Genomic DNA, 26,179 nt, shown 5'->3' with positions numbered 1-26,179 from the left:
GCGCGACAAAGCGGCGCGCATGCGAGACACTGACACTCCCGCCATCATACGGAGTTCCTCGCATGCGCCGCCTGTCCCTGTCACTTCTGAGCACCCTACTCCTGTCGTGCGCCGCCGTGGCGCAAGACGCGCCCCAGCCCACCCTGAACCAGGTACTGCAAGCCCAGGACCGCGACGGCCATGGCGACCTGCGCGCCGTGGTGGTGCTGCGCGACGGCGCCATCGTGGCCGAGCGCTATTACAACGGCGAAACGGCCGAGACCCTGCACGACATCCGTTCGGCCGGCAAGAGCATCACCGCCTTGCTGGTGGGTGCGGCCGTGGCGCGCGGCCAGCTGACAACAAGCAAAACAGTGGGCCACTACTGGCCCGAGGTGGCCGACAGCCCCGCGGGCAAGGTCGTCCTCGACGATTTGCTGACCATGCGTTCCGGCCTGGCCGCCTTCGACGAAGACGCAGCCTCGCCGGGCAATGAAGACAAGCTCGATGAAGCGCCAGATCCCGCCGCCTTCGTGCGCGGCGTGCCCGCAGCCGCCGCGCCGGGCGGCATATACCGCTACAACTCGCTGGGCTCGTATATCGCCGGGCGCGTGGTGGAAAACGCCGGCGGCGCCGACCTGGAAGACTATGCCGCCAAGGCCTTGTTCGCGCCGCTGGGCATCACGCGCTGGAGCTGGGGCCGCGACGTGGCAAACCATCCTAAAGGCCAGGGCAATTTGTCGCTGCGCGCGCGCGACACGGCACGAATCGGACAGATGGTGCTGGACGACGGCATGTTCGACGGCCGGCGCGTGATCGACGCCAGCTGGCTCAAGGCCGCGCTGGCGCCGCGCGTGGCCATCGGCGCGGTGGACCGCTACGCCGACAGCTACGGCTATTTCTGGTATGCGAAGACGCAGGACATCGCCGGCCAGAAGATTCCCGTGTTCTTCGCCTCCGGCAATGGCGGCAACAAGATCTATGTGATCCCCACGCGCCGCATGGTGGTGAGCGTGGCTTCCAGCGCGTACGGCAAGGGCTATGGACAGCGCCGTTCGGAAGACATCCTGAAAGCCATCCTGACGGCCGATGGCAAGCAGATGTAAGCGTTTGTAATGGTCGTCAACGCAAGCATTCGGGCACGCGTTTTATGCTCAGTGACACGGGAATCATCCCGGCACCAACAGACGTACCAGACAAACCACCACTGAGGACTGCACCATGAAAAACGTAATCGCTACCCTGATCGCCGGCCTGTTCGCAACCGCTGCCTTTGCCCAGACGCCAGCAGCGCCTGCCGCTGCGGCAGCCTCGGTACCCGCCAAAGTGGAAGCGGCCCACACCAAGGCCGTCGTGAAGGCCGACGCCAAGGAAGCGCAAGCCGTCGTCAAAGCCGATGCGAAAGAAGCCAAGGCTGTCGTCGCCGCAAAAACGGAAGTCGCCAGCGCGAAAACGGAAGCGACCGCCGCCAAGGCCAAGGCGCACCACAAGGCCAAGAAAACCAAGGCCAAGGCTGACGAAAAACTGGCATCGGCCACCGCCGAAGCCGCGCCAGCGAAGTAATTCCCTTTCACTGCATTGCCCCGACAAACAACCAAGGATCTCGCCATGAAAAAAGTTATCGCCACCCTGATCGCCAGCCTGTTCGCCACCGCCGCTTTCGCCCAGACGCCAGCCGCCCAGCCAGCACCAGTTGCACCGGCCGCTCCCGCAGCCGCCGCAGCGCCGGCAGCCAAGGCCGAAGCGCCAGCCGCCGTCAAGCCGGCCGCGCACAAGAAAGCCAAGCACCACAAGGCAAAGAAAGCGGCGCCTGCAGACAAGGCCGCGCCGGCAGCCCCTGCGGAAGCTGCAGCGGCTCCAGCGCCAGCCAAGTAATCGGCAGCATGCAGACAAAAAAGACAGGGTTTTCCCTGTCTTTTTTTTCGTCCACTTCTTCGTCCACTTATTTCGGCATCAGCACCGTGTCGATGACATTGATCACGCCATTCGATTGATACACGTCATAGGTGCTGATGTTGGCGCTGTTGCCGCCTTCATCCATCACGACGATATTGTGCATGCCGTTCATGGCGAACATCAGCTTGCCGCCGCTGGCCGTGGGCAGGGTCGCCTTGCCGTCATGCATCTTGATTTCCCTGGCCAGCGCCTTGAAGTCGTATTTGCCAGGTACCACGTGATAGGTGAGGATTTTCGTCAGGGTCGCCTTGTTCTCGGGCTTGACCAGGGTGTCGACCGTGCCTGCCGGCAGCTTGCCGAACGCCGCATTCGTCGGCGCGAACACGGTAAACGGTCCCTTGCCTTTCAAGGTATCGACCAGGCCGGCGGCCTTGACGGCGGCCACCAGGGTCGTGTGGTCGGCCGAATTGACGGCGTTGTCGACGATATCCTTGCTCGGATACATGCTCTGGCCGCCCACCATGGTCGTCATGTCGGCGGCAAAAGGGGCGCTGGCGGCCAGCATGGAAGCGACAAACAGTGCTGCGGGAACGAAGGTGCGCATGATGATATCTCCTGGATGACTGCGTTTGCATGATTGCAGGACTACTTACGCGGCCTTGCCGCAAACGGATTCAACTTGCGGCGCACAAAAAAAACGGCGCCGTGCAAGCGCACGACGCCGTTCCCGATCTGCCTCCCTTGCCGCGGGCCGGATTCCCCAGCCCGCGGTGCCGGGAATCTAGTTGGCCGCCACCTGCGGCTCCGTCTCGCCCCAGCCGCCGCCGAGGGCGCGGATCAGCGCCACCGTGGTAACGGCGCGGTTGCCGCGCAGCTGCACGGCATTGCGCTCGATGGCCGCCAGGTTGCGCTGCGCGTCGAGCAGGTCCAGGTAACTGGAACGGCCCGCGTCGTACAGCTTTTGCGCCAGGTCGGCCGAGCGGCGCGCCGAGACGACGGCTTCGTCGATCTGCTGCGTCTGGCCAGACAGGATGCGCAGGCCGGCCAGGTTGTCTTCCACCTCGGCGAACGCCACCAGCACGCTCTGACGATACGTCGCCACCGACTCTTCCAGCTGCGCCTCGCTGCGCGTCACGGCAGCCTTGTTGCGGCCGCCGTCGATGATCGGCATCGACATCAGGGCGCCCAGCAGCCAGGAGCGGCTGCTCCACTTGAAGATGTCCGAGAACGTGTCGGACGCGCCGCCGCCGGACGCGTTCAGGGTCAGCGCGGGAAACATCGCCGATTTCGCCACGCCGATGCGCGCATTCGACGCTTCCATGGTGCGCTGCGCCGACGCGATGTCGGGACGGCGCTCCAGCAGCGAGGACGGCATGCCGGCCGGGATCACGGGCAGGAAGCCGCTATCCTGCAGCGGGTTGACGGTCGCCGTGAAGCTGGCGGCCGGTTTACCCAGCAGGACGGCCAGCGCATGCTCGCTGGTGGCGCGCTGGCGCTGCAGGCCGATGGCCTCGGCGCGCGTCGTCGACAGCTCCGTGCGGGCACGCGACAAATCGAATTCGCCGATGTCGCCCAGGTCATAGCGGCGCTGGTTCACATGCACGCTTTCCTCGCGCAGGCGCACCGTCTGCTCCAGGGTCGCCAGTTCCGCGTCCGTGGCGCGCAGCTGGAAGTAGGTTTGCGCCACGTCGGCCTGCAGGGACAGCAGCACGGAGCGGTAAGTCGCTTCCACGGCCAGCGCATCGCTGCGCGAGGCGCTGACATTCGATGCCACGCGGCCGAACAGGTCGACTTCGTAGCTGGCCGTCAGGTTGGCCTGGTAGACGTTGCCGGCGGCGACGGGCGCGCCGTTCGGCAAGCCCAGCGACACGGCGGAAGCGCGGTTGCGCTGGCCGCCCACGTTGACGCCCACTTGCGGGATGCGGTCCGCTTCGGCGATGCCGGCAATGGCCCTCGCCTGCTTGACGCGGGCCGCGGCCACGGCCAGGTTGGCGTTCGCCTGCGTGGCCTCATTGATCAGGCTGGTCAGGGCCGGATCATTGAAGGCCAGCCACCACTCGCCGCGCGCCTGGCGTTCGGCCGGCACGCCTTGCTTCCAGCGCGTGCCGTCGGCCGCCGTCTGCACGGCGGGCAGGCTTTGCGCTTCCTTGAACGCGGCCGGCGTCTCGATCTGCGGCTGCTTGAACTCGGGCGCCGCGCAGGCGGCCAGCAGCACGGCGGCGGCCATGGCCGTCAAGGCCGTGCGCAGGACGGTTACCCGTGTAGTTGCGTTGGTTTTCAATATATATCTCCTTCCAGGTCCAGCACTGGCGCAGCGGAAGGCTTGGCGGCAGCGGCGGCTGGTTTTTTCTCAAAACGCTGCGCCAGGGTGCGCAGCAATACATAGAACACGGGCGTCAGGAACAGGCCGAAGAAGGTCACGCCCAGCATGCCGGCGAACACCGCCACGCCCATGGCATGGCGCATTTCCGAACCGGCGCCGTGCGAGAACACGAGTGGCACCACGCCCATGATGAAGGCGATCGACGTCATCAGGATCGGACGCAGACGCAAACGGCACGCCTCCAGCGCCGCTTGCACGACGCTGCGGCCATGGTCTTCCAGTTCGCGCGCAAATTCCACGATCAGGATCGCATTCTTCGACGCCAGCCCCACCAGCACGAACAGCGCGATCTGGGTGAACACATTGTTGTCGCCACCGGTCAGTTTAACGCCCAGCAAGGCGCACAGGATGGACATCGGCACGATCAGGATCACGGCCAGCGGCAGGGTCCAGCTTTCGTACTGGGCGGCGAGCACGAGGAACACCAGCAGCACGCACAGCGGGAACACGTAGATCATCGTATTGCCGGACAAGATGTCCTGGTAGGTCAGTTCCGTCCACTCGTACGAAATCCCCTGCGGCAGCACTTCCTTGGCGATGCGTTCCAGCGCGGCTTGCGCCTGGCCGCTCGACACGCCAGGCGCGGCGCCGCCGTTGAAGTCGGCTGCGGCGTAGGCGTTGTAGCGCTGCACGCGGTCAGGACCATAGCTATCCTTGACGCGCATCAGCGACGACAGCGGGATCATTTCGCCCTTGTCATTGCGTACCTTCAGCTGCGCGATATCCTGGGCATGCGAACGGAACGCGGCATCGGCCTGCACGCGCACCTGGTAGGTGCGGCCAAACTGGTTGAAGTCGTTCACGTACAGCGAGCCGAGATTGATCTGCAAGGTCTGGTAAATCGTTTGCAGCTGCACGCCCATCTGCTTGGCTTTCACGCGGTCGACGTCGGCAAACAGCTGCGGCACGTTGATCTGGTAGCCCGAGAACACGCCCGCCAGTTCCGGCGTCTGGTACGCTTTCGCGGCCAGCGCCTGGGTGGCGTTGTACAGCGCGTCGTAACCGAGGTTGCCGCGGTCTTCGATCATCATCTTGAAGCCGCCGATGGTGCCGAGGCCGTTGACGGGCGGCGGCGGGAAGACCATGATGAAGGCGTCCTGGATGCCGCCCAGGCGCTTGTTGATCTCGGCCGCGATGGCGCCGCCGGACAGCTCCTTGCTGGTGCGTTCGTCGAACGGTTTCAGGGTGGCGAAGACGATGCCGGCGTTCGGCGCATTGGTGAAATCGTTGATCGACAGGCCCGGGAAGGCGATGGTCGACTCGACGCCAGGCACCGACTTGATGACGTCGGACATGCGGCGCACGACATCTTCCGTGCGGTCCAGCGAGGCGGCGTCAGGCAATTGCGCGAAACCGACCAGGTATTGCTTGTCCTGCGCCGGCACGAAACCGGCCGGCACGGCCTTGAAGGTGAAGATGGCGGCCACCACCAGCAGCGCGTACACGCCCAGCGAGGCGCTCTTGCGGCCCAATACGCCCTTCACGCCCGCTTCATAGCGGTGCGAAGCGCGGCCGAAGAAGCGGTTGAACCAGGCGAAGAAACGGCCGAAGACCTTGTCCATGCCGCGCGTCAGCGCGTCTTTCGGTGCATCGTGCGGACGCAGCAGCGCTGCCGACAGGGCCGGCGCCAGGGTCAGCGAGCTGAAAGCGGAGATCACGGTCGAAATGGCGATGGTCAGCGCGAACTGGCGATAGAACTCGCCCGACAGGCCGGGCACGAAGGCGATCGGCACGAACACGGCGCACAGCACCAGGGCGATGGCGACGATAGGACCGCTGACCTCTTTCATGGCCTGGATGGTGGCGTCGCGCGGCGACAAGCCTTCCTCGATGTTGCGCTCGACGTTTTCCACCACGACGATGGCGTCATCGACGACGATACCGATGGCCAGCACGAGGCCGAACAGCGACAGGGTGTTGATCGAGAAGCCAAAGCCCAGCATCACGGCAAAGGTGCCGACGATGGAGACGGGCACGGCCAGCAGCGGGATGATCGATGCGCGCCAGGTTTGCAGGAAGATGATCACCACCAGCACCACCAGGGCGATGGCCTCCAGCAGGGTATGGATCACGGCTTCGATGGACGAGCGCACGAACTGCGTCGGGTCGTACTCGATGCGGTATTCCACGCCTTGCGGGAAGTCTTTTTTCAGTTCGTCCATCTTGGCGCGCACGTCGGACGACAGTTGCAGCGCGTTGGCGTTCGGCGCTTCGAAAATACCCATGCCGACGGCCGGATTATTGTTCAGCAGCGAACGCAGCGAGTAGCTGTTGGCGCCCATTTCCACGCGCGCCACGTCCTTCAGGTGCGTCACGGCGCCGTCGGCATTGGTGCGCACGATGATGGCGCCAAATTCCTCGGGCGTCTGCAGGCGGCCCTGGGTATTGACGGTCAGCTGGAAGTCCGAGTTCTTCGCCGGCGAAGCGCCGATGACACCTGCAGCCACCTGCACGTTCTGCTCGCGGATGGCGTCGACGACGTCATTGGCCGTCATGCCGCGCGCCGCCACTTTTTGCGGGTCGAGCCAGATGCGCATGGCGTAGTCGCCGGCGCCGAAGATCTGGATGTCGCCCATGCCGGGCAGGCGGGCCAGCTGGTCCTTGACGTTCAGCACGGCGTAGTTACGCAGATACATGTCGTCATAGCGCTTGTTCGGCGAGACCAGGTGCACCACCATGGTCAGGTTGGGCGAGGACTTGACGGTCGTCACGCCGATCTGGCGCACTTCCTCGGGCAGGCGCGGCAAGGCGCGCTGCACGCGGTTCTGCACCTGCGTCTCGGCCTGCTCGACGTTGGTGCCGATCTTGAAGGTCACGGTCAGCATCATGGCGCCGTCGGACGTGTTTTGCGAGGACATGTAGAGCATGTTCTCGACGCCGTTGATCTGCTCTTCGAGCGGCGCGGCGACGGTTTCGGCGATCACTTTCGGGTTGGCGCCCGGGTACTGCGCGCGCACCACCACGGACGGCGGCACGACGTCGGGATACTCGGAGATGGGCAGGCCGAAAATCGACAGCAGCCCGGCCACGAATATGACTATCGACAGCACCGCCGCGAAAATCGGCTTGTCGATGAAAAAGCGGGAAAAGTTCATGTTTATTCCTTGGAAGTCGATGCTGCTTTCGCGGCGATCTTGGCGTCTTTTGCTTCAGGTTTTGCGGGGGCGACAGGCGCGGTCGGGTCGAAATCCATGGCCACCATCTGCGGCGTCACCGGTGCGCCGGGGCGCACGCGCTGCAAGCCGTTGACGACGATCTTTTCGCCCGCCTTCAAGCCTTCGCGCACCACGCGCAAGCCGTCCGAATTCGGGCCCAGCTTGACGGCGCGGTACTCGGCCTTGTTGTCGGCGCCCACCACGTAGACGTATTTGCGGCTCTGGTCCGTGCCGACGGCGCGGTCGGAGATCAACAGCGCCGTGCTTTGCGCCTGCGGGCCGTTGCCGCCATCGAGCTGGATGCGCGCGAACAGGCCCGGCACCAGCTGGCGCTCGGCATTGGCGAAGGTGGCGCGCATGCGCACGCTGCCCGTCGCAGGGTCGAGCTGGTTGTCGACGAATTCCAGCTTGCCTTCATGCGGGAAGCCCGTTTCGTTGGCCAGGCCCACCTTGACGGTGACCGGCGTGCCCTTTTGCGCCGTGCCGGCCACGCGCAGATAGGTATCTTCATCGCCGTCGAAGCTGGCGTAGATGCGGTCCGTCGACACCACCGAGGTGAGGATGGCGGACGCGTCGATCAGGTTGCCGACGGTGATTTCCGCCTTGCTGACGCGGCCGCTGATCGGCGCCTGCACCTGCGTGTACGACAGGTTCAGCTTGGCCGCTTCATACGCGGCTTGCGCCGAGCGGGCGTTGGCGTCCAGCTCTTTCAGGCCCGAGGCTTTTTCATCGAATTCGCGCTGGGCGATGGCTTTTTCAGCCAGCAGCTTTTCAGCGCGCGACAGTTCCAGCTTGGCCAGTTCCGCCTTGGCGCGGGCCGAGGCCGCCGTGCCTTCGGCGCGCGACACTTCCGCCTGGAAGGGACGCGGGTCGATGACGAACAGCACATCGCCCTTCTTCACTTCGCTGCCCGGCTTGAAATTGACGGCCGTGATGAAGCCGCCGACGCGCGAACGGATTTCCACGCGCTCGATCGCTTCCAGGCGGCCCGAGAATTCCTGCGTTTCCGTGATCTGTTTTTCCACCACGGCGGCGGCCGAGATGGGCGGGCCGCCGGCCGCTGGCGCGTCGGGCACCTTGCTGTTGGCGGAATCGCATCCGGCCAGGCTCACGGCCACCAGTCCGGCCAGCGCGAGCGAGGCGGCCAGGGGCTTGAGTAAAGTTCCCAAAGTGGAAAATTGTTGAGCGTTTTTCATTTTATTTCCCTGTTTTATGAAAATTTCTAATGGTATGGGCGGCAGGAAGCAACCCAGCTAAAAGGTGGAAACTGCAGTGAATGGTGTTGCCATGGCGCCCGACGGCGCTCGATCAAAGGTAAACAGGCCGCCAGCTGGTTAAAAGCAGACGGGGACGACGAAACCGGCTGTGCGAGTGCACAGCGCAGACAGGAATGGCGTTACAATGAGAATCTACACTCGGTAGTGTAACAACCAAAACTTAAAAAGTAAACTGATTAGTGTAAGTTTTTTATGGTGCCGCACATGGCGGCGTCATGATTCGGGCTCTTGCCCCAATCCGGCGACAAAGCTGGCGATCTCGCCCAATACCTGGACTTTGCAGGCACATTCATTGCGGGCGCCCGCATCCTGCAGCGGCGCGGCGGCCATGCGCCGCACGGTGGTCTTGATGCCGCAGGCGATCAGCTTGCTACCGTATTGTTCAGCCTCATCGCGCAATGGGTCATCTTCGCTGGACAATATCAGCGCCGGCGGCAGGTTCTTCAGGCGGCTCGACTGCAATGGCGACGCGTAAGGATGGCTGCGGTCGGCGGCATTCGGCAGGTAGCCACGGTAGGCGGCGGCGCATTGGTCGGCCACTTCCGCCAGGTCCGGGCAGGTCGGCAGGGTGCGCATCGAACAGGTCGACAGGCCCGGGTCGAGCATGGGCATGATCAGCACCTGGCCCGCCAGCGGCGGCCCGCCACGGTCGCGCGACATCATGGCGCACACGGCAGCCAGGTTGGCGCCCGCTTCGATGCCGGACACCACCATCTGCTTGCCCGTCCAGCCCAGCTTGGACTTGTTCTTTTTCGCCCACAGCAGCACGGCGTGCGCGTCTTCCACGGCGGCGGGGAAAGGCCGCACCTTGGCCAGCGTGTAGTTCGAGGCCAGCACCACGTGGTCGGGATTGCTCAGCACGAGGCAGCGCAGGAAATCGTCCGCGTCGTCCAGGTCGCCATCGACGAAACCGCCGCCATGGAAGAAGACCATCAGGTTCGGCTGCCTAGCGCCCGGCACGCCGGCCGTGTAGACCCGCGCGGCAAGCGCATCCTGCGCGCCCTGTACCTGGATGTCGCGTATCTTCAGCGACTGTTCAGGCGCCAGTTCGACCGCCGTGTCGGCAACGCTCATTGCGCCACCACCGGCTGCACCGCAGCATCGAGCACCGTGTCGTTCAGGCACAACAGGGCGACGCCGCCCACTTCATGGGTCAGGGCGCTATAACCGCTGGCTTCGCTTTGCGCCGCCATCGAGTATGCGTCCGTCGATACCATCGCGGCCAGAGCGAGCGAGCTCATAGCGAGAGCGAGCACTGCAAAGATTCCATTCCGATGACCCATGATTTTTCTCCTGTGAACTTCCTGCGGCATTCACATTTATGCTGCAGTACAACAACTATAGACTTGATCTACAATCTGATAAAGAGTGCAATGACGAATTGATTGTTCAGAATTACGAACAATCTGGCGCAACATGATAAGGAATCAAGTGAACAAGCTGCAAGCAATGGAAGTTTTCATCCAGGTTGTCGATGCGGGCGGCTTTACGCGCGCGGCGGAAAACATGCAGCTGCCGAAAGCGACCGTGTCGACCCTGATCCAGTCGCTGGAAGCGAGCCTGTCGGTTAAGTTGCTGAACCGCACCACGCGCCACGTCAGCATCACGTCCGACGGCGCCGCCTACTACGAGCGCTGCGTGCGCATCCTGTCGGACGTGCGCGAAGCCGAGGAATCGCTGTCGCGCACGCGACTGAGCCCCAGCGGACGGCTGCGCGTGGACGCCCCCACGGCCCTGGCCAGCGAGCTGATCATCCCCGCCCTGCCCGACTTCTTCGCCCGCTACCCCGACATCGTGCTCGAACTCGGCTGCAGCGACCGCCCCGTCGACCTGATCGAGGAAGGCGTCGACTGCGCCGTGCGCGGCGGCGAATTGGGCGACCTGAACCTGATCGCGCGCCGCGTCGGCGTGCTGCACTTCATGACGTGCGCCTCGCCCGCCTACCTGGCGCGCCACGGCACGCCGCTGCACCCGAGCGACCTGGCGCAGCACCGTGGCGTGAATTTTTTCTCCGCCAAGACGGGCAAGACCTTCGACTGGGATTTCACGCGCGACGGCGAACGCATCCAGATCGTCATGCCCAGCCATATCGCCCTGAACGATTCGAACGCCTACACGGCCGCCGGCCTGGCGGGCCTGGGCATCGTGCAAATGACGCATTTCATGCTTGCGCCGCTGATAGAACAGGGCAAAATGGTGGAATTGCTCGACGAGTGGGAATCCGACCCGCTGCCCATCCATGTGATCTATCCGCCCAACCGCCATTTGTCCGCCAAGGTGCGCGTGTTTGTCGAATGGGTCGCCGACATGTTTACCAATCACCCGGCCACGCAGCTCAAGGGCAAGAGCAGTCCCGCCAGCGCGCGCGCCAACCTGACCGAGGCCCAGCCATGACAGCAGCAAGCACATCGCCGCACCCGCACCGCATCGTCTTTCTCGACCGCGACAGCCTGATCGCCAGCGTGCGCCCGCCCGCCTTCGCGCACAGCTGGCAGGACCATGCCCATACCAAGGGCAGCGAACAGACGGTGGCCCGCCTGCAAGGCGCCACCATCGCCATCACGAACAAGGTGCCGCTGCGCGCGGCCGAACTGGCGCAGCTGCCGGACCTGAAGATGATCGCCGTGGCCGCCACCGGCACGGACATCCTCGACCTGGCCGCCTGCCGCGAACGGGGCATCGTCGTCGCCAACATCCGCGACTATGCGCGCGCCACCGTGCCCGAACATACGCTGGCGCTGATGCTGGCCCTGCGCCGGCAATTGATCGCCTACCGCGCCGACGTGGAAGCGGGCCTGTGGCAGGCCTCGGAGCGTTTCTGCCTGTTCGGCCATCCGGTCCGCGACCTGGCCGGCAGCCGCCTGGGCTTGCTCGGCTACGGCAAGCTGGGCAAGTCCGTGGCGCAGCTGGGGCGCGCCTTCGGCATGCAGGTGCAGGTGCACAACCGTTCGCCCATCGACGAAGACGGCGTGACGGAAGTGACGTTCGACGCGCTGCTGGCCACTTCCGACGTGCTGAGCCTGCACCTGCCCTTGACGGAGGCCACGCGCAACATCATCGGCGCGCAGGAACTGGCGCGCATGCAGCCGACGTCGCTGCTGATCAACACGGCGCGGGGCGGCCTCGTCGATGAAGCGGCGCTGGCCGAGGCATTGCGCAAGGGCGTGATCGCCGGCGCCGGCTTCGACGTGCTGAGCAAGGAGCCGCCGCTGCCCGACAATCCGCTGCTCAATTTGCGCCTGCCCAACTTCATCCTCACGCCGCACACGGCCTGGGCCAGCGGCGAAGCCATGCAGACACTGGCCGACATGCTGATCGGCAACATCGAAGCGTTCGAGCGCGGGGCGCCGACCAACGTGGTGGCATGAGCGTGGCCATATTGGACGAGCTGGACGAGCTGCTGGGCCTGGACGACGGCGAGTATGACCGTCTCGACCTGTTCCTCGAGGCGGACGAGCTGATCGGGCAACTCCAGCCCGCCGATGTGCCGGCGCTGCTGGCCCTGTGGCAGGCACGCGGGCCATCCTGGCAGCAGCGGCTTGCGCAGGCCAGCGCCTCCATCGACGGCGCCGTCCTGCGCGCCCTGCTGGCCGGCTTGCTGCAGATCCAGCACGCGGGACATGGCGTGTTGACGCTGATGGGCCGGTTGCCGCCCGTGGCCGATGCTTCCCCGCTCAGCGACGCCCTGCTGGACTTTGCCGAGCAAGCCTGGCAGGCGACACCGGCGCAGCACCGGAAAATCCAGATGAGCTGCTGGAGCTGCGGCCTGTCGGGCCGGCTGCTGAAGCGGCTGGGCCTGGCGTCATGGAAGCAAGCGGGACTGTAGCGTCTTAGGCCGCGGCCGGCCGTTCGAAGGAAAAACCCGGCGCATACGCGTGATAGCCATCGAAATCGCCCTTGCCGATGGCCGCGCCACGGCTGCGCGCGATCGCATACGCCATGCCGAAATGAAAGTAGAAATTCGGCAGGATATACAGGTGCAGGAATTCATCGGCCGGCAGCGCGAGGTCGGCAAAGCCGGCGCGGTCGCGGCAGATCCGTTCGGGCGCGCCCGCGAAGCGCTCAGGCGCGATGGCTTCGAGGTAGCACACGGTCTGCGCGATCTGTTCCTGCAGGCTGGCGGCGGCGCTGAAATCGGCCACGGCCAGATCCGCCAGCGGACAGCAGCCGCGCAGCGAAAAACTCACGGCCGCGCGCACCTGCTGGGCAAACGGCAGCATCTCCGGGTGCAGGCGCGCCGCCAGGATCGGCGGCTCGCTGCCGCATCCGTCCAGCTTGTCGAGCATGGCCGACAACTGGCGCAGGGCGCGGCAAAACACGGTGGCCGGATTGATCTGCATCACCTCCGTCATGCCAGGCTCCCCTGCGCCGCCGCATCCTGCGCGGCGACCTTCTTCAGCACGCGGATCAGCCGGCGTTCATGGCGACCCACGGCATCCCAGTCCCAGGCATCGGTGGGGCCGAATTCCGGGTAATGGGGTTGCCATTTTTCCGCGCGCTTCTGCGAATTGGCGCCCACGTTCGAGTCCAGCCCCTTGCCGCCGGACAAGCGCAGATACACGCGGATGACGCCCCAGCCTTCGCAAACATGACGGTAGGTGAGGCCGCCGCACTTGGCCGGGTCGAGCGCGATGCGGCGCGGCGCGAACTGCCCGGCCATGTCGGGGTAATGGACGGCCAGGAAAACCTCGCTGGCCCCTTCGGCCTCCAGCCTGGCCGCATGCGCGCACAGCTCGGCGGGCGTGTGGAAATGCAGCGTTTCCCGTTCCGGCGCCGAATACGCCTGCGCCACGGCCGCGCCGGGCTTGGCAAAGATCGCCTCGGCCATGGCCGCGATACCTGCTTCTGACATTCCCACCGTGCCCCCTTCCCTTGATTTGCCGCCTGCGGCGATGGCCGCCATCCTAGCATGGCGGCTCGCCCGCGCGCGCGGGCATGCGCCTCAGCGGCGATGGCGGCTGAAAAATTCCCAGATGACCTCGTTCGCATCGATGGCGCGCGTCGTCTTGCCGATGGGCAGGCCGATATTGAAGGCATCGGCGCCGGCCCACGTATGGCCGCCGTCCTTGACCGTGATCAATGCCACGCTGGCGCCCGCGGCGCCCGCGCCCTGCTCCAGCCAGCTCACCTGCGTGGCATCGCCGGCCGCGCCAGCGATCAGGCGCGGCTGCGGCGTGGCGCCGTCGATGCCGTTGTGCTTGCGCCAGTAGCGAAACGTGTCCTCGGCCGACAGATAACTGGCCGCCTTGCCCTCGTACAGCACCACCTTGTCGGCCGTGCCCTGTATCAGCAGCATGCCGACCTTGTCCGCCTTCCGGTGGTGCTGCACCACGGGCTCCGGCATCGGCGCGCCCACCGAGGCGACGGCCGCGAAATGCTGGGGCAGCTCGGCCGCCAGGCGCAGGGCAAAGAAACCGCCGCGCGACAGGCCCGTGGCATAGATGCGCTTGTCGTCGATGCGGTAGTCCTGCTTGAGCTTGCTCAACATCGCCTGCGTGAAGCCGATGTCGTCCGTGCCTGTCAGGTAATCCATGCCGAAGCCCACGTTCCAGTCCTGCTTGATGCCTTGCGGATAGAGGACGATGAACTGCTGCTGCTCGGCCGTCTTGTTCATCTGCGTGTACAGCATCTGCTCGGCCATGCTCATGCCGCCGCCATGGAAATTGAAAACGACGGGAAACGCCTGCTGCGGCTGGCTGTGGTAGGCGGCGGGCGTGTAGACGATGTAGCGGCGCTTGTCGTCCTTGTGCTGCAACGATTGCACCTGGGCCAGCGCGGACGTGCACAGGCAAGACAGGATCAGCAGGCTGATGGCGATTTTCATGGGCTTCCCTTCAAGTAAAAGAGCCGCCAGCATAAGCAGGGACAGGTGAAATCGCGGTGAAATCCGGCCGCTTTATTGCGCCGGGACGGGCACGATGACCACGCGATATGCGCTTTCGCCCGGATGGAAGGCGATCTCCCAGGCCATGGCCTGGGCCAGGCGCAGCAGCAGGTTCTGCCCATGGGCGAAGCCCTGCACGCGTCGCGGCTGTCCCGCCGGCACGGTGTTGACGATGTGCAGACTGCCTTGCGCAAACGCAATGCTGATGCGGCAATCGGGGCCGCCGTGGAACAGCGCATTCGCCAGGCAATTATTGATGAGTAACATCACCAGCTGCGGGTTGCCGGCGACGTCCAGCCGCTCGGGCAGGTCCAGCGCCAGCAGGCTGGCATCCCATGCCCATTCCTCGAGCAGGCGCAACAGGCATTGTTCCATGCAGCTGCGCAACTCCACCACGTCACCGGGCAGCTGCTCGGCCCGCGCCAGCGCGAACAGCACTTCGATGGTGGCGCGCATGTCGTCGACGCCCTGTTGCAACTGCACCTGCCCTTGCGCCGTCAGCGGTTGCGCCTCGGCCAGCGCCAGCGTGTTGTGCATCAAGGTCAGCGGCGTGCGCAGCTCGTGGCTGACGTCGCGCGCAAACGCATGCTCGCGCCGCAAGGCCGCCTGCAGTTCGGCGAACGTGGTTTCCAGGCGGCGCGCCAGGAAACCGATCTCGTCAGGCCGGTCGCGTTCGCTGAAATGCACGGCGCTGCCGGCCGTGAGCGCCCGTGCCTCGCGCGCCAGCCGCTGCAGGGGCAGCACGAGGCGGCGCGCCAGCCAGTAGGCCAGCAGCAGCGCCAGGCCGATCAGCGCCAGCGCCACGCCCAGCACGACGCCGCCCACTTCCTGCGCCAGGCGCGAGACGACGAGCACGGGCGCCACGTCGGCCAGCAGATAGCAGCGCTGCCGCGTGCCATCGGCAACGATATCGAGCGCCAGCACATGATAATGCTGGCCCGTCGTGGTAAACACTTCCGCGCGCGGGGCGGTCGGCGGCACCTGCTCGCGTACCACTTGCGGCAGATCAAGGTAGCGGCCATAAACCGTGATGAGGTCGCTGCCGCTAGGCGACAGCTCACCTTGTTGCTGCAAGCGCTGGCTGACGGCCGCCGCTTCGCGCTCAAGCAGGTGCTGCACGAGCATGTCTTCCGTCACATACGCGATCACCAGCGCCAGCCCAGTGTAACAGACGCACAGCAGCACGGCAAAGCCGGCCAGCGCGGCGAACAGGCGGCGCCGTATCGACTTAGCCATGCTCTGCTCGGGTATCGAACGCGAGGCGGTAACCCAGTTGCGGGATCGTGACGAGCATGTGCGCGCCGCCGGCCTGTTCCAGCTGTTTGCGCAGCGCGTACACGTGCGACTTCAGCGCGTCGCTGTCGGGCGGCTGGCTGCCCCACAGGTGCTGCAGCAAGGCCGAGCGCGATACGGCATGCGGGTGTTCGCGGCACAGCAGCAGCAAAATCTTGAAACCCGTCTGCGTCAGCGGCAGCGGGGCATCGCGGCACAGGGCGCGGCCTTCGCGCGTCAGCAAGGTGAAGGGACCGACGCGCATTTCCTGCTGCACATGCAGCTGCTGCCGGCGCGCCAGCGCCTCGCAGCGCAAGGCCAGTTCGCGCAAGTCGAAGGGCTTGGTCAGGTAATCGTCGGCGCCGTCGCGAAAGCCGCGCGCCTTGTCTTCGTAGGCATCGCGCGCCGTCAGCATCAGGATGGGCACATTGCTGGGCGCGGCAGCCTTGATGGCGCGGCACACTTGCAAGCCATCCATATCGGGCAGGTTCAGGTCCAGCAGCACCACGTCATAGCGGTTGCGCGTCGCCAGCTGCACGGCCAGCGCGCCCGTGCCCGCGTGGTCGGTCTGCCAGCGCAAGCCTTCGAGGAAGTCGAGCACCTGGCGCGCGATGGCCAGGTGGTCTTCCACCAGCAGGATGCTCAGGGCTGGCTTGTTCATCGAGCTTCGGCGATGCGCGCGTACAGCCAGAAATTGCCGGATCTTCCACGAATCTGCCGGTAGCTGCGCAGATAGCCTTCGCGGGCAAAATCGCAGCGCTCCAGCACGCGCAGCGAGCGGCTATTGCTCTCCAACACGGTCGCCTGGATGCGCAGGAAGCCGAGACGCCGGAAACCCCAGTCCACGAGCGAGGCGACGATGGCCGTGGCCACGCCCTGCCCCCATATCGCGGGCGCCAGGTCGTAGGCGATTTCCGCCGTGCGGTGCTGCGGGGAAACGGCATTGAAGCCGATGGTACCGACCAGCTGGCCCCCCTCGCGCAGCACCACGGCCAGCCGCACCGGCGAGCACGGGTCGGCCGATTCGTAGCCGTCGAAATTGGGCAGCAGGTCATCGATGGAACGCAAGTCCCAGCTCGTGTGCTCGATGACGGCGGGATCGTCCAGGTATGCATGCCAGGCGCGCGCATCGTCGCGCACCAGGTGGCGGAAGGTCACCAACGGATGGTCGGACATGGGCAGATCGGCAGCTTGCATCGCCTTGCCTGCTCAGTCGACGGGACAATCGGCCGCCAGCCAGGCGGCGAAATCGGCGGCGGCCAGCTCGAAATCGTCGCGCTGCATGGAGCCATGCCCCACCAGATAGACGGCGCGATCCTCGCCATCGAGCGCCAGCATGACGGCGCGCCCGCCGCTGTCGTCGCCGATGGCGATGTAGCCGGGGCATGACAGTGACGTCTCGTAGGTGGCATTGCGCTCCATCAAACTGTCCGCGCCATACAGCAGCACTTGTGCGCCGCACAGGCCTTCCTCCCAGTCCTGAAGAAAGGCCGCGTAGCCGGCCGGCAAGGCGCAGCCCAGCGCCCGCTGGACCGCGTCGATGTCTTGCACGCTCACGCGGCGCCCTTGCGGCGCGCTTCCCATGCGCGCCGCAGCAAGCCGTACAGGGCCGTATCGCTGACCTGGCCGGCGACGATCCACCGCTCGGGCAAGAAGCCTTCCTTGTTAAAGCCCTGGCGCTCCAGCGCGCTGGCCGACCCCGTATTGAGCGGGTCGATATCGGCTTCCAGGCGGTTCAGGTCGCGCTCGACGAACGCGTATTCCAGCAGCCCCGTCAGCGCTTCCTGCATATAGCCCTTGCCCCAGTGCGGACGCGCCAGCGCGTAGCCGATTTCGGCGCGGCGGTTCTGGCGGTGCTCGGAAAACAGGCTGCAGCTGCCGATGTATTCGCCCGTCGCCTTCAGCGTGACGGCGAAGCGGAAGTAGTCTTCCCTCTCGAAGGCGGCGATATCCTCGGCCAGCTTGCTGGCGGCGATGCTGGCATCTTGCCAGGGCGGTTCGCTGAAATAGCGCATCACTTCAGGGTCGGAATGCATGGCGAACAAGTCCGCCTCATCCGATGGTTGCGGTTTGCGCAGGATCAGGCGCTCGGTGGTGATGGTTTTCGTGTAGGCCATGCAACTCCAATCGATGGTTCAAAAAACGACTCTTATTATTCCATGCAACTGTAATGATGTGGCAACTTTGTAAGCGTGCTTTCAGCTTGCGCCTGGGCATCGCACGCAAACGAAGGCCATGATTTGAGGGCTTGTGGGACAATGCCGGCGAGCAAGTCTACCTCTCGCGTGACGCGGATACATGGCGCATCTCGGCGCACATGTTTCGAGACAATTCAGTATTGCCGCGGCGCCTGCGGGGTTTTCTCTCGTTTCAGATCTGATTTATACAACAAGTCCATATAACAAATGAAAATGAAAATAGTATTCATCGCCGCACTGGGAATGTTATCGCTGGTTCAAACGTCGCCCGCCTTCGCGGAAAATATCAACGGGAAAAATCTCTTCATACAGCGCTGTTCCATGTGCCACGGCGCAGATATCAAGGGAACCGGGCCATTGGCAAATAAAAGCAATCCTCCGACACCTGATCTGACAACATCGGCTTTCAAAAAACGCCTGAAGGATTATCCGGGCGTTATCGTGTCATCGGTAATACTGCGTCCCAATGGCGACTTGATTCCAAAAACGCTGAAAGAGAACGGCGTAAAAGTAGCGCCGTATGCCTGGAGGGTGCAGGATTTTCGCGATTTGAACCAGTATATGAGTGGCGTGATTGCAAAAAGTCGATGATATTGGCATCAGGGGCGGGCACGTAAACCTGAGTACCATTGCAGGATTGCCTGCCATTACATTCGCCGGCACATCGGCCGCAAGGACGGCGCCAGGAGCGCCGCGCGGGCAAGACGCCGCTGCCATTTGCCGATGACGCCGGTTTGCAGGCGGATCAGCGCATGTTGCCATGTTGTGGGGGCAATGCCGCCAGGCGAATCGACTTTGCCAGTCGACCTTTCGCGGGTACATGGCGCATGAAGCAGCGCGGTTTAATGTAGTATGGCAACATTTTCCACCATATCATTGATGCAACTTCGCTTATGCACGCAGTAAAGGACGCAGCAGACAAGGAAGCAGCCAATACCGACGCCGTCCCGGCGCAGCCCGAGGTCTTGCGCCAACATAAGCGGCCGGTGACCGCCTTGGCCAGCATCGCCTTTTTCGTCATGTGTTCCATGCTGCTGAGCATGACCGTCTGGATCGTCTGGTCTTCGCGCGAGGTGCGCTTGCGCGAAGCGAAGGCGACGACGGAAAACATGGCGCGCACCCTGGCCGCACAAGCGTACATGGAGCTGGAAATCGCCGATGTGATGCTGGACGATATTGTCGAACAAATACGCCACGACGGCAATATGGACGCTAGCGGCGAGCGGCTGCAATCCCGGCTGGAACAGTTGCCCAGGAATATAGCGGAAATCACGGGCGTCTTCATCTTTGACAGGCAGGGAGAGTGGCTTGCCAGCTCGTCCGGCGCGGGGCGGGACGGCAACAATGCCGACCGCGATTACTTTACCTATCACAAGACACATGCGCAGCCGGGCAGCCATATCGGCGCGCCGGTGCTCAGCAAATCGAGCGGGCAATGGGTCTTGCCCGTGTCGCGCCGGGTGGCATCGGCGGACGGCTCGTTTGCCGGCGTGGTGCTCGTCACCCTGGGGCTCGCTTCCTTCGAACGCATCTACGACAGCCTCAATCTTGGCAAATTGGGCACGGCATTCTTTGCCCTCGATGACGGCACCTTGATCTACCGGCGGCCGTTCCAGGCCGAGCTCATCGGCATGGATATTTCGTCGGGCGCCATCTTGCGCGCCTACCGCGAAACAGGACCGGTCGGCACGGCCATGATGACGGCGAAGGTGGACGAGACCGAACGGCTGTACAGCTATCGCCATCTGCGGCGCTTTCCCGTCATCGTTGCAGCGGGGCTATCGAAGGAAGACATCTTTGCCGAGTGGCGATGGCTGAGCACGCAAATCGTGCTGGCGTCGCTGGCGGCTGGGGCGGCGCTGATTTATCTGTTCCGCAAGGTGATGCGGCAGATTGCGGTACGCGACCGCATCGAGGCCAGCCTGCGCCAGGCCAGCACGCAATTGCAGCGCGCCAATGCGGACCTGGCGGCGCGCGCTTCGCAGGATGGCTTGACGGGGCTGGCCAACCGCCGCTGTTTCGATGAAACGCTGGCGCATGAACTGAACCGCGCCCAGCGCAGCGGGCACGTGGTGTCGCTGATCATGCTCGACGTGGATTTCTTCAAGAAATTTAACGACCAGTATGGCCACGTGGCCGGCGACGCTTGCCTGCAAGCCGTTGCGGGCGCCGTGGCCCGCAGCGTCGGCCGGGCCGAAGACCTGGCGGCGCGCTACGGCGGCGAAGAGTTCGCCGTGATCATGCCCGGCACCGGCGCCGCAGGCGCGCGGGACGTTGCCGAAGCCATCCGCGCGGCCGTGGAAGCGCTGCAACTCCCCCACGCGGCCAGCGCCAACGGCGTCGTCACCGTCAGCCTGGGCGCGGCCACGCTGCGGCCCGGGCAGGAGCGGCGTACCGACAGCAGTGAATTGATACGCGAAGCCGATGCATTGCTGTACCAGTCGAAAAACAGCGGCCGCAACCGCGTCAGCACGGAGGCGCCAGCAGCATGACGCCGACCGCATCCAGGCAGGGCCTCCATCTCGGCATGCCGCTGGCCATCATCGCACTGGCCGTCTGGCTGGGCTTGACCGTGGGCGGCCGCTGGCTCGAGTCCGCCATCCGCGCGCCCGTGGCCGCCACGGTCACCGGCGGCATCGGCCTGTCGTGGGCGCTGGCCGCCGTGTTCGCGCTGGCGCTGCTGCGGGCATCCGACCGGCGCCGCGCCGCGGGCCTGTGCGCGCCGCAGCCATGGAAAACGCTGTGGCTGGTCTGGCCGCCCCTGCTGTATGCGCTGCTGATGCTGTTGCTGGCCTGGGCCGGCGGCTGGCCGCAGCCGCGCGTGCTGCTGATCGTGGCCTGCAATACGGCGCTGGTGGCCATCTCGGAAGAGCTGATGTTCCGCGCCATCTTGCTGCAGGGCATGCTGGATCGCTACGCCGTCTGGCCGGCCGTCCTGATGTCGTCGGCGCTGTTCGGCCTGTCCCACACCGCCAACGGCCTGGCCACGGGCGACGTCAGCGGCGCCCTCTGGCAAGCCGTGGCCGCCTTCCTGCAGGGAATCGCGTATGCGGCCATCCGCCTGCGCACGCGCTCGATATGGCCCATGGTCCTCGTGCATGGGCTGTGGGACTACGCGCTGGTGACGGCGACCTTGCCGCACCCGGCCGAAGACGGCGTATCGATCCTGCCCTATATCGCCCTGCTGGCGGTGCTGCCCCTGTGCCTGTATGGCGTCTACCTGCTGCGCCCCAGCCAGCGCGCGGCCCTGGCGCCTGCCGATGCGGCCGCGTAGAACAGCCGGAACAGGGATTATGCTTTCATGCAACTATAATCCTGTGGCAAATTTTCCAGTCGACCTGTTAAGAGGTGTGCATGGCGTTTTTTTCACGTGATTATGAAGTGTTCCTGCTGCTGGCCGCGCCCGGCGCTGCGCCGCTATGGGAGGCGGCGCAATGGACGCCGTTTGCCGCCAGCCTCGATGGCCTCGTGGCGCAGGCGGGAACGCGGGGCAAGGCCGGCGTGCGCAGCCTGCAATACAATCCCAAGGGCAAGCCGCTTGCCTTTGGCCGCCTGGGCTGGGACGACAAGTCGCACGCGAAGTGGATGCACACGCCGGTGACCACCGAAGCCCGCTTCATGAGCCTGGAAGCGTGGGCGCCCGCCTGGACGACGTGCGAGAAAGACGACCAGGCGCCCGATTTGTTCCTCGCCCTGGCCAACGAATCGCTGCTGGGCCGCGCAGGCAAGACCCTGCAATTCGGCCAGCGCCTGGTCTGCGCCATCGCCGCGGACATGGGACCCGATGCGGCGGCCGCCCTGCAAACATCGCTGGCGCAGCTGGCCGCGCGGCAAGAGGCCGTCGTCTTCGCCCGCACGCGGCGCCAGTGGGGCCGCGCCGCTCACGGCGGCTTCACGGACGCCGTCCAGGATATGCTGATCGGCGGCCTGTTCCGGCAAGACGACCCGCACGCGCATCCGCTCGATGCGCAGGCGTTCCGCGAGCCATGGACGCGCATCGGGCAAGCTTGACAGCACGATGCATCACATGGCATCGTTGTGCCATGCAATCGACCTACAGCCCCCTGCCCTCCATTATTGCCGCCATTCGAACCATGGTGGCTTAGCAGGATAGTCATTGCCAAAGCCGCCTGAGAGGCGGCTTTGATTTGCAGTCACTGGTCAAAACGTCTCGCAGGCTTGATTTCCCTTTCTAGCGAGCGCCCATGCAAACCACGTCCAGTCCTACCGTCCCTTCCGCCCCTACCCTGCACCTCGTGTGCGGCAAGATCGCCTCGGGCAAATCCACCCTGAGCGCCCGGCTGGCCAGCGCGCCGCACACGGTGCGCATCAGCGAAGATACCTTGCTGGCGCAGCTGTATGCGGGCCAGATCGCCAGCCTGGCCGACTATGTGGCGTGCGCGGCGCGGCTGCGCGCGGCCATCGCGCCTCTGGCCCTGCAGATGCTGCAGGCGGGCGTATCCGTCGTCCTCGATTTCCCCGCGAACACGCCGGCCAGCCGTGCCTGGATGCGCGAACTGTTCCAGCAGGCGGGCACGCCGCACGTGCTGCATTACCTGGACGTGCCGGACGAACAATGCAAGGCGCGCTTGCGCCAGCGCAATGCAAGCGGACTGCACCCGTTCTCCACCAGCGATGCGCAATTTGACGACATCACGCGCCACTTCGTGCCGCCCGAGGCTTCAGAAGGCTTTCACGTCGTGCGGATAGCAGCTTAAAACGTCCCCGGCAGCAAGATCTTCTTGTCCACCTGCTGCAAGTCGCGCAAGCCGCAAAACGCCATCGTCAGGTCCAGCTCGTTGCGGATGATGTCCAGGCACTTGGTGACGCCCGGCCCGCCCATGGCGCCCAGGCCGTACAGGAAGGGGCGGCCGATGTACACGCCCTTCGCGCCCAGGGCCACGGCCTTGATCACGTCCTGGCCCGAGCGGATGCCGCCATCCATGTGCACTTCGATCTGGCTGCCGACGGCGTCGACGATGGCCGGCAAGGCTTCGATCGACGATTGCGCGCCATCGAGCTGGCGCCCGCCGTGGTTGGAGACGATCAGCGCGTCGGCGCCGCTTTCCACCGCCAGGCGCGCATCTTCCGCATCCATGATGCCCTTGATGATGAGCTTGCCGCCCCAGCGCTGCTTGATCCATTCCACGTCGGCCCACGACAGGCTCAGGTCGAATTGCTGCTGCGTCCAGGCGGACAGCGACGACATGTCGGACACGGACGTGGCGTGGCCGACGATGTTGCCGAAGCCGCGCCGCTGCGTGCCCAACATGCCCGCCACCCAGCGCGGCTTGGTGGCCATGTTAATGAGGTTGGGAATGGTCAGCTTGGGCGGCGCCGACAGGCCGTTGCGCAAGTCCTTGTGGCGCTGGCCCAGCACCTGCAAGTCCAGGGTCAGCACCAGCGCGCCGCATTTCGCCGCCTTGGCGCGGTCAATCAGGCGGTTGATGAATTCGCGGTCCTTCATCACGTACAGCTGGAACCAGAACGGTTTTGTCGTGTTCGCCGCCACGTCCTCGATCGAACAGATGCTCATGGTCGACAAAGTGAACGGCACGCCGAATCTTTCAGCGGCCTGGGCCGCGAGGATTTCGCCATCCGCATGCTGCATGCCCGTCAAGCCCGTCGGCGACAGGGCCACCGGCATCGACACGTGCTGGCCCACCATGGTCGAGGCCAGGCTGCGGTTTTCCAGGTTGACGGCGACGCGCTGGCGGAATTTGATCTTGGCGAAATCGCTGTTGTTGGCGCGATACGTCGATTCCGTCCAGGAGCCGGAATCGGCATAGTCGTAAAACATGCGCGGCACCCGTTTCTGGGCCAGCACGCGCAAGTCTTCGATGCAGGTGATGATACTCATGCGTTTCCTCGGTCGATGGCAAGTCGAACCATGATCGTGCATTTGCCCGCAATTGTCTATCCGACAGGCAAGTCCGCCACCGGGAACGTGGCTTGCCAGTCGCGCGCGCCGAGGATTTTCTCGCCCAGTTCGCTCAACTGCGCCTGCGGATAGCGCCGGCTTTCCTTTTCCTCGGGGTCGCCGGGAAACGCATAGCCCTGCGGCGCGCTGCGTTCGCGCCAGCTTTGCACGCGCCAGTCGCGCAGGGCGTGATTATCTTGCTGCGCCGGCGTGAAGGAAATGTATTGCGCCAGGCGCACCTGGTCCGTCGACGTGTTCGGGCGGATGCCGTGCGCCAGCAGGCTGTTAAAGATCAACAACTCCCCTTTCTTCATGGCGATGAATTCCATCGGGTACGGCACCGTCGCCAGATCCGGCTGCCACGGATTGCGGTCTTGCGGCGCCGTCTTGCGCCATGCCAGCAAATGATTGAACAGTTGCGGATAGCATTGAAAGCCGCCGCTCGCGGGCGAGGTATCGGACAGGGCCAGCACGCCCTGCACGTTGACGGGCAGCGGGTCGAGCGAGGTGTCGGCGTCCCAGTGGATGAAGCCGCCAAACTTGCGCTTGCCATTGTTCGGCGTGTTCAGGTTGGCGCGGTCGATGGTCACCCACAGGTCTTCGCGGTCCCAGATGTCGACAAAGGCGTCGTAGACGCGCGGCGTCTGGCGGTTATCCCACAGGGTCTGGTTGTGGTAAGCCTCGACCATGCCGGAACCGTTGAGCTCCTTCATCGCGTGGTCGCGCAGCTGGTCCTGGTTCCAGGTGGCAGGGTCGCGCTGGTCCAGCCCCTGAAATTCCCACAGGAAATCGGTTGTGCGGCGCACCTGTTCGGGAGTAACCGCATCCTTGACGATGACGTAGCCGTAGGTTTGCCAGTGCAAGAAATCGCTGTCGGACAGCACGCGCAGCGGCAGCTGTTTCTTGATATCGCGCAACTGGGTCTGTGCCGTGTAGGCCACGGACGGATTGCCGGGACGGTCTTCGCCGTACTGCGGATTGACATACTGAACCTGGTCTTGCATCGCTGTCTCCTGTGTTGGTATGGACAGATTGTGCGATGGAAGATTGCGGTGAAATACGTGCGGAGCGACCAATACTGATACTATCGTGACTATCCATACGCTCAAAACGTCACAATGACGCCTTTATTCGAACAAGTCACCCTACCGGCCGGCCACTCCTGGGGCTTGCTGTGGCGCGAACTCGACACCATTCCCTTCATCTGGCATTACCACCCGCAGTTCGAGCTGACCCTCACCGTCAATGCGCGCGGGCAACGCTACATCGGCGACCACTTGGGCGATTTCGAGCCGGGCGACCTGGTGCTGCTGGGGCCGAACCTGCCGCACACCTGGTCGGCCAGCGAACGCATCGATGGCAGCCGGCCCATGCTGGCCGTCGTCGTGTGGTTTTCGCTCGAGTGGGTGGAGCGGCTGGCGGCCAGCTTTCCCGAGCTGCACAGCCTGCGGCACCTGGCGGCCCGCGCCGGCCCTGCCCTGCATTTTTCACCGGCAACGAGCGCGCGCAGCGCGGCCAGGCTGCTGCAATTGAACGGGCTGCCCGTGCCGCAACGGCTGCCGCTGCTGCTCGACGTGCTGCTGGAACTGGCGGCGGATGGGGATGCACGGCCGCTGGCGTCGATGGCGCAGGCGCCGAGGCATGCCGACGGGCAGCAAAAGCGCATGGAAAGCGTGCTCGATTTCATGCATGCGCATTTCAGGGAAGATATAGCGCTGGACACGCTGGCGCGCAAGGCAGCCTTGTCGCTGGGCGCGTTTCACCGTTTTTTCAAGCGCCACGCGCATTGCACGCCGGGCGACTACCTGGCGCGGCTGCGTATCGGCCGCGCCTGCCAACAGCTGATCGAGAGCGATCTGGCCATCGCCGTCATCGCGCAGGAGGCCGGTTACCGCAACCTCGCGCATTTCAACCGCCAGTTCCGCGCCGCCAAGCAGGCCACGCCGCGCGCGTTTCGCCGGCAATACCGGCGCGCCGGCAAAACCACGGCATAAAGGGAGCGGAAACGAAAAAGGGGATCAGATTTTACAATCTGACCCCCAATATTCTGGTGCGGCTGGCAGGAATTGAACCCACGACCCCTTGGTTCGTAGCCAAGTACTCTATCCAGCTGAGCTACAGCCGCCTAAGACAAGATTATAGCAGGGCTTTGCAGAATGGCAAAGGGCATGGCGCGAGAATTTCACAATTGGGGCCAGCGTGCCCGCATCGCATG

Annotated in this window: 28 protein-coding genes and 1 tRNA gene; 12 read left to right on the top strand and 17 right to left on the bottom strand. The window is 64.6% G+C overall.

The genetic code is table 11. From position 1 onward, the window contains the following. Positions 1-62: 62 nt before the first annotated feature. The 3 genes from O0880_RS08620 (at position 63) to O0880_RS08610 (ending at position 1,854) form a co-directional block, all read left to right on the top strand. The gene (locus tag O0880_RS08620) at positions 63-1,085 is read left to right on the top strand and encodes a serine hydrolase (protein WP_289886007.1); all 1,023 of its coding nucleotides are present in this window, start codon (positions 63-65) and stop codon (positions 1,083-1,085) included. Positions 1,086-1,200: 115 nt separating this feature from the next. Beyond that, positions 1,201-1,542 carry a hypothetical protein gene (locus O0880_RS08615; RefSeq protein ID WP_071323041.1) on the top strand — a complete coding sequence of 114 codons (342 nt, stop codon included), beginning with the start codon at positions 1,201-1,203 and terminating at the stop codon, positions 1,540-1,542. 45 nt (positions 1,543-1,587) lie between these two features. Further along, complete coding sequence (locus tag O0880_RS08610; RefSeq protein ID WP_071323040.1) at positions 1,588-1,854, top strand: hypothetical protein; 267 nt, start codon at positions 1,588-1,590, stop codon at positions 1,852-1,854. Between the two features lie 67 nt (positions 1,855-1,921). On the opposite strand, the gene O0880_RS08605 is transcribed toward O0880_RS08610, so the two are convergent. From O0880_RS08605 to O0880_RS08580, 6 genes are all read right to left on the bottom strand, one after another. Next, positions 1,922-2,440, bottom strand: coding sequence for a fasciclin domain-containing protein (locus tag O0880_RS08605; protein WP_156895024.1), 519 nt, complete (start codon positions 2,438-2,440; stop codon positions 1,922-1,924). Positions 2,441-2,656: 216 nt separating this feature from the next. Beyond that, positions 2,657-4,102: an efflux transporter outer membrane subunit gene (locus O0880_RS08600; protein WP_289887327.1), complete on the bottom strand. Its 1,446-nt coding sequence runs from the start codon at positions 4,100-4,102 to the stop codon at positions 2,657-2,659. A gap of 50 nt (positions 4,103-4,152) precedes the next feature. Continuing rightward, the gene (locus tag O0880_RS08595) at positions 4,153-7,353 is read right to left on the bottom strand and encodes an efflux RND transporter permease subunit (protein WP_071323037.1); all 3,201 of its coding nucleotides are present in this window, start codon (positions 7,351-7,353) and stop codon (positions 4,153-4,155) included. 2 nt (positions 7,354-7,355) lie between these two features. After that, positions 7,356-8,609, bottom strand: coding sequence for an efflux RND transporter periplasmic adaptor subunit (locus O0880_RS08590; RefSeq protein WP_289886006.1), 1,254 nt, complete (start codon positions 8,607-8,609; stop codon positions 7,356-7,358). Between the two features lie 294 nt (positions 8,610-8,903). Further along, positions 8,904-9,764: an alpha/beta hydrolase gene (locus O0880_RS08585; protein ID WP_071323035.1), complete on the bottom strand. Its 861-nt coding sequence runs from the start codon at positions 9,762-9,764 to the stop codon at positions 8,904-8,906. Continuing rightward, complete coding sequence (locus tag O0880_RS08580; protein WP_156894740.1) at positions 9,761-9,931, bottom strand: hypothetical protein; 171 nt, start codon at positions 9,929-9,931, stop codon at positions 9,761-9,763. The genes O0880_RS08585 and O0880_RS08580 overlap by 4 nt, the downstream gene beginning before the upstream one ends. A gap of 190 nt (positions 9,932-10,121) precedes the next feature. On the opposite strand from O0880_RS08580, the gene O0880_RS08575 reads away from it, so the two are divergent. Genes O0880_RS08575 through O0880_RS08565 form a run of 3 tightly spaced genes read left to right on the top strand, consistent with a single transcriptional unit; the run spans position 10,122 to position 12,516 of the window. After that, positions 10,122-11,084 carry a LysR family transcriptional regulator gene (locus O0880_RS08575; protein ID WP_071323034.1) on the top strand — a complete coding sequence of 321 codons (963 nt, stop codon included), beginning with the start codon at positions 10,122-10,124 and terminating at the stop codon, positions 11,082-11,084. Continuing rightward, the gene (locus O0880_RS08570; RefSeq protein ID WP_289886005.1) at positions 11,081-12,058 is read left to right on the top strand and encodes a D-2-hydroxyacid dehydrogenase; all 978 of its coding nucleotides are present in this window, start codon (positions 11,081-11,083) and stop codon (positions 12,056-12,058) included. The genes O0880_RS08575 and O0880_RS08570 overlap by 4 nt, the downstream gene beginning before the upstream one ends. Beyond that, a complete protein-coding gene (locus O0880_RS08565; protein ID WP_289886004.1) occupies positions 12,055-12,516 on the top strand; it encodes a hypothetical protein in 462 nt (153 codons plus the stop codon). The genes O0880_RS08570 and O0880_RS08565 overlap by 4 nt, the downstream gene beginning before the upstream one ends. A 4-nt stretch (positions 12,517-12,520) precedes the next feature. Here O0880_RS08565 and O0880_RS08560 read toward each other — a convergent pair whose 3' ends face one another. From O0880_RS08560 to O0880_RS08525, 8 genes are all read right to left on the bottom strand, one after another. Continuing rightward, positions 12,521-13,042 (bottom strand): DUF1993 family protein, encoded by a 522-nt coding sequence (locus tag O0880_RS08560; RefSeq protein WP_232251195.1) that lies wholly within the window; start codon positions 13,040-13,042, stop codon positions 12,521-12,523. Next, on the bottom strand, positions 13,039-13,542 hold the full coding sequence (locus O0880_RS08555) for a hypothetical protein (protein WP_289886003.1): 504 nt from the start codon (positions 13,540-13,542) through the stop codon (positions 13,039-13,041). Before O0880_RS08555 ends, O0880_RS08560 begins: the two co-directional genes overlap by 4 nt. A 90-nt stretch (positions 13,543-13,632) precedes the next feature. After that, the gene (locus O0880_RS08550) at positions 13,633-14,514 is read right to left on the bottom strand and encodes an alpha/beta hydrolase-fold protein (protein ID WP_289886002.1); all 882 of its coding nucleotides are present in this window, start codon (positions 14,512-14,514) and stop codon (positions 13,633-13,635) included. Between the two features lie 72 nt (positions 14,515-14,586). Further along, positions 14,587-15,810: a HAMP domain-containing sensor histidine kinase gene (locus O0880_RS08545; protein WP_289886001.1), complete on the bottom strand. Its 1,224-nt coding sequence runs from the start codon at positions 15,808-15,810 to the stop codon at positions 14,587-14,589. Then, on the bottom strand, positions 15,803-16,507 hold the full coding sequence (locus tag O0880_RS08540) for a response regulator transcription factor (protein WP_289886000.1): 705 nt from the start codon (positions 16,505-16,507) through the stop codon (positions 15,803-15,805). The genes O0880_RS08545 and O0880_RS08540 overlap by 8 nt, the downstream gene beginning before the upstream one ends. Beyond that, entirely contained in the window at positions 16,504-17,043 is a 540-nt protein-coding gene (locus O0880_RS08535) for a GNAT family protein (RefSeq protein ID WP_289885998.1), read from the bottom strand. The genes O0880_RS08540 and O0880_RS08535 overlap by 4 nt, the downstream gene beginning before the upstream one ends. A 12-nt stretch (positions 17,044-17,055) precedes the next feature. Next, complete coding sequence (locus O0880_RS08530; RefSeq protein WP_289885997.1) at positions 17,056-17,403, bottom strand: SMI1/KNR4 family protein; 348 nt, start codon at positions 17,401-17,403, stop codon at positions 17,056-17,058. Then, entirely contained in the window at positions 17,400-17,963 is a 564-nt protein-coding gene (locus O0880_RS08525) for a GNAT family N-acetyltransferase (RefSeq protein WP_289885996.1), read from the bottom strand. The genes O0880_RS08530 and O0880_RS08525 overlap by 4 nt, the downstream gene beginning before the upstream one ends. Positions 17,964-18,257: 294 nt before the next feature. Here O0880_RS08525 and O0880_RS08520 point away from each other — a divergent pair, with 294 nt between their 5' ends. The 5 genes from O0880_RS08520 (at position 18,258) to O0880_RS08500 (ending at position 22,762) form a co-directional block, all read left to right on the top strand. Continuing rightward, complete coding sequence (locus O0880_RS08520) at positions 18,258-18,635, top strand: cytochrome c (protein WP_289885995.1); 378 nt, start codon at positions 18,258-18,260, stop codon at positions 18,633-18,635. Positions 18,636-18,937: 302 nt separating this feature from the next. Then, positions 18,938-20,536, top strand: a complete 1,599-nt coding sequence (locus O0880_RS08515; RefSeq protein WP_289885994.1) for a sensor domain-containing diguanylate cyclase — start codon at positions 18,938-18,940, stop codon at positions 20,534-20,536. After that, complete coding sequence (locus O0880_RS08510; protein WP_289885993.1) at positions 20,533-21,318, top strand: CPBP family intramembrane glutamic endopeptidase; 786 nt, start codon at positions 20,533-20,535, stop codon at positions 21,316-21,318. Before O0880_RS08515 ends, O0880_RS08510 begins: the two co-directional genes overlap by 4 nt. An 80-nt stretch (positions 21,319-21,398) precedes the next feature. Beyond that, positions 21,399-22,055, top strand: coding sequence for a hypothetical protein (locus O0880_RS08505; protein ID WP_289885992.1), 657 nt, complete (start codon positions 21,399-21,401; stop codon positions 22,053-22,055). A 194-nt stretch (positions 22,056-22,249) separates the two neighbouring features. Next, positions 22,250-22,762, top strand: a complete 513-nt coding sequence (locus tag O0880_RS08500; RefSeq protein WP_289885991.1) for an ATP-binding protein — start codon at positions 22,250-22,252, stop codon at positions 22,760-22,762. Here the strand turns inward: O0880_RS08500 and O0880_RS08495 are convergent. Both O0880_RS08495 and O0880_RS08490 read right to left on the bottom strand, forming a co-directional pair. Then, entirely contained in the window at positions 22,759-23,904 is a 1,146-nt protein-coding gene (locus O0880_RS08495; RefSeq protein ID WP_289885990.1) for an alpha-hydroxy acid oxidase, read from the bottom strand. The genes O0880_RS08500 and O0880_RS08495 overlap by 4 nt on opposite strands. Before the next feature lie 56 nt (positions 23,905-23,960). Continuing rightward, positions 23,961-24,968: a phytanoyl-CoA dioxygenase family protein gene (locus O0880_RS08490; protein ID WP_289885989.1), complete on the bottom strand. Its 1,008-nt coding sequence runs from the start codon at positions 24,966-24,968 to the stop codon at positions 23,961-23,963. A gap of 114 nt (positions 24,969-25,082) precedes the next feature. Here O0880_RS08490 and O0880_RS08485 point away from each other — a divergent pair, with 114 nt between their 5' ends. Next, positions 25,083-25,958 carry an AraC family transcriptional regulator gene (locus O0880_RS08485; protein WP_289885988.1) on the top strand — a complete coding sequence of 292 codons (876 nt, stop codon included), beginning with the start codon at positions 25,083-25,085 and terminating at the stop codon, positions 25,956-25,958. Between the two features lie 54 nt (positions 25,959-26,012). Here the strand turns inward: O0880_RS08485 and O0880_RS08480 are convergent. Then, positions 26,013-26,089 (bottom strand) — tRNA-Arg (locus O0880_RS08480). Positions 26,090-26,179: the final 90 nt, after the last annotated feature.

Source organism: Janthinobacterium sp. SUN118 (assembly GCF_030397695.1).
Taxonomy (GTDB): Bacteria; Pseudomonadota; Gammaproteobacteria; order Burkholderiales; family Burkholderiaceae_D; genus Janthinobacterium.
The sequence above is the reverse complement of the archived record's forward strand: the minus strand, read 5'-3'. Positions and strand labels throughout refer to the sequence as shown.

Excerpts from the sequence above, each read along its gene's own strand:
- O0880_RS08525 (WP_289885996.1), bottom strand. The coding sequence starts at position 17,963 with ATGGCCTACACGAAAACCATCACCACCGAGCGCCTGATCCTGCGCAAA.
- O0880_RS08585 (WP_071323035.1), bottom strand. The coding sequence starts at position 9,764 with ATGAGCGTTGCCGACACGGCGGTCGAACTGGCGCCTGAACAGTCGCTG.
- O0880_RS08550 (WP_289886002.1), bottom strand. The coding sequence starts at position 14,514 with ATGAAAATCGCCATCAGCCTGCTGATCCTGTCTTGCCTGTGCACGTCC.
- O0880_RS08590 (WP_289886006.1), bottom strand. The coding sequence starts at position 8,609 with ATGAAAAACGCTCAACAATTTTCCACTTTGGGAACTTTACTCAAGCCC.
- O0880_RS08495 (WP_289885990.1), bottom strand. The coding sequence starts at position 23,904 with ATGAGTATCATCACCTGCATCGAAGACTTGCGCGTGCTGGCCCAGAAA.
- O0880_RS08620 (WP_289886007.1), top strand. The coding sequence starts at position 63 with ATGCGCCGCCTGTCCCTGTCACTTCTGAGCACCCTACTCCTGTCGTGC.
- O0880_RS08595 (WP_071323037.1), bottom strand. The coding sequence starts at position 7,353 with ATGAACTTTTCCCGCTTTTTCATCGACAAGCCGATTTTCGCGGCGGTG.
- O0880_RS08545 (WP_289886001.1), bottom strand. The coding sequence starts at position 15,810 with ATGGCTAAGTCGATACGGCGCCGCCTGTTCGCCGCGCTGGCCGGCTTT.
- O0880_RS08485 (WP_289885988.1), top strand. The coding sequence starts at position 25,083 with ATGACGCCTTTATTCGAACAAGTCACCCTACCGGCCGGCCACTCCTGG.
- O0880_RS08535 (WP_289885998.1), bottom strand. The coding sequence starts at position 17,043 with ATGCAAGCTGCCGATCTGCCCATGTCCGACCATCCGTTGGTGACCTTC.
- O0880_RS08600 (WP_289887327.1), bottom strand. The coding sequence starts at position 4,102 with ATGGCCGCCGCCGTGCTGCTGGCCGCCTGCGCGGCGCCCGAGTTCAAG.
- O0880_RS08560 (WP_232251195.1), bottom strand. The coding sequence starts at position 13,042 with ATGACGGAGGTGATGCAGATCAATCCGGCCACCGTGTTTTGCCGCGCC.
- O0880_RS08520 (WP_289885995.1), top strand. The coding sequence starts at position 18,258 with ATGAAAATAGTATTCATCGCCGCACTGGGAATGTTATCGCTGGTTCAA.
- O0880_RS08490 (WP_289885989.1), bottom strand. The coding sequence starts at position 24,968 with ATGCAAGACCAGGTTCAGTATGTCAATCCGCAGTACGGCGAAGACCGT.
- O0880_RS08565 (WP_289886004.1), top strand. The coding sequence starts at position 12,055 with ATGAGCGTGGCCATATTGGACGAGCTGGACGAGCTGCTGGGCCTGGAC.
- O0880_RS08615 (WP_071323041.1), top strand. The coding sequence starts at position 1,201 with ATGAAAAACGTAATCGCTACCCTGATCGCCGGCCTGTTCGCAACCGCT.
- O0880_RS08570 (WP_289886005.1), top strand. The coding sequence starts at position 11,081 with ATGACAGCAGCAAGCACATCGCCGCACCCGCACCGCATCGTCTTTCTC.
- O0880_RS08510 (WP_289885993.1), top strand. The coding sequence starts at position 20,533 with ATGACGCCGACCGCATCCAGGCAGGGCCTCCATCTCGGCATGCCGCTG.
- O0880_RS08515 (WP_289885994.1), top strand. The coding sequence starts at position 18,938 with ATGCACGCAGTAAAGGACGCAGCAGACAAGGAAGCAGCCAATACCGAC.
- O0880_RS08555 (WP_289886003.1), bottom strand. The coding sequence starts at position 13,542 with ATGTCAGAAGCAGGTATCGCGGCCATGGCCGAGGCGATCTTTGCCAAG.
- O0880_RS08505 (WP_289885992.1), top strand. The coding sequence starts at position 21,399 with ATGGCGTTTTTTTCACGTGATTATGAAGTGTTCCTGCTGCTGGCCGCG.
- O0880_RS08580 (WP_156894740.1), bottom strand. The coding sequence starts at position 9,931 with ATGAGCTCGCTCGCTCTGGCCGCGATGGTATCGACGGACGCATACTCG.
- O0880_RS08610 (WP_071323040.1), top strand. The coding sequence starts at position 1,588 with ATGAAAAAAGTTATCGCCACCCTGATCGCCAGCCTGTTCGCCACCGCC.
- O0880_RS08500 (WP_289885991.1), top strand. The coding sequence starts at position 22,250 with ATGCAAACCACGTCCAGTCCTACCGTCCCTTCCGCCCCTACCCTGCAC.
- O0880_RS08540 (WP_289886000.1), bottom strand. The coding sequence starts at position 16,507 with ATGAACAAGCCAGCCCTGAGCATCCTGCTGGTGGAAGACCACCTGGCC.
- O0880_RS08605 (WP_156895024.1), bottom strand. The coding sequence starts at position 2,440 with ATGCTGGCCGCCAGCGCCCCTTTTGCCGCCGACATGACGACCATGGTG.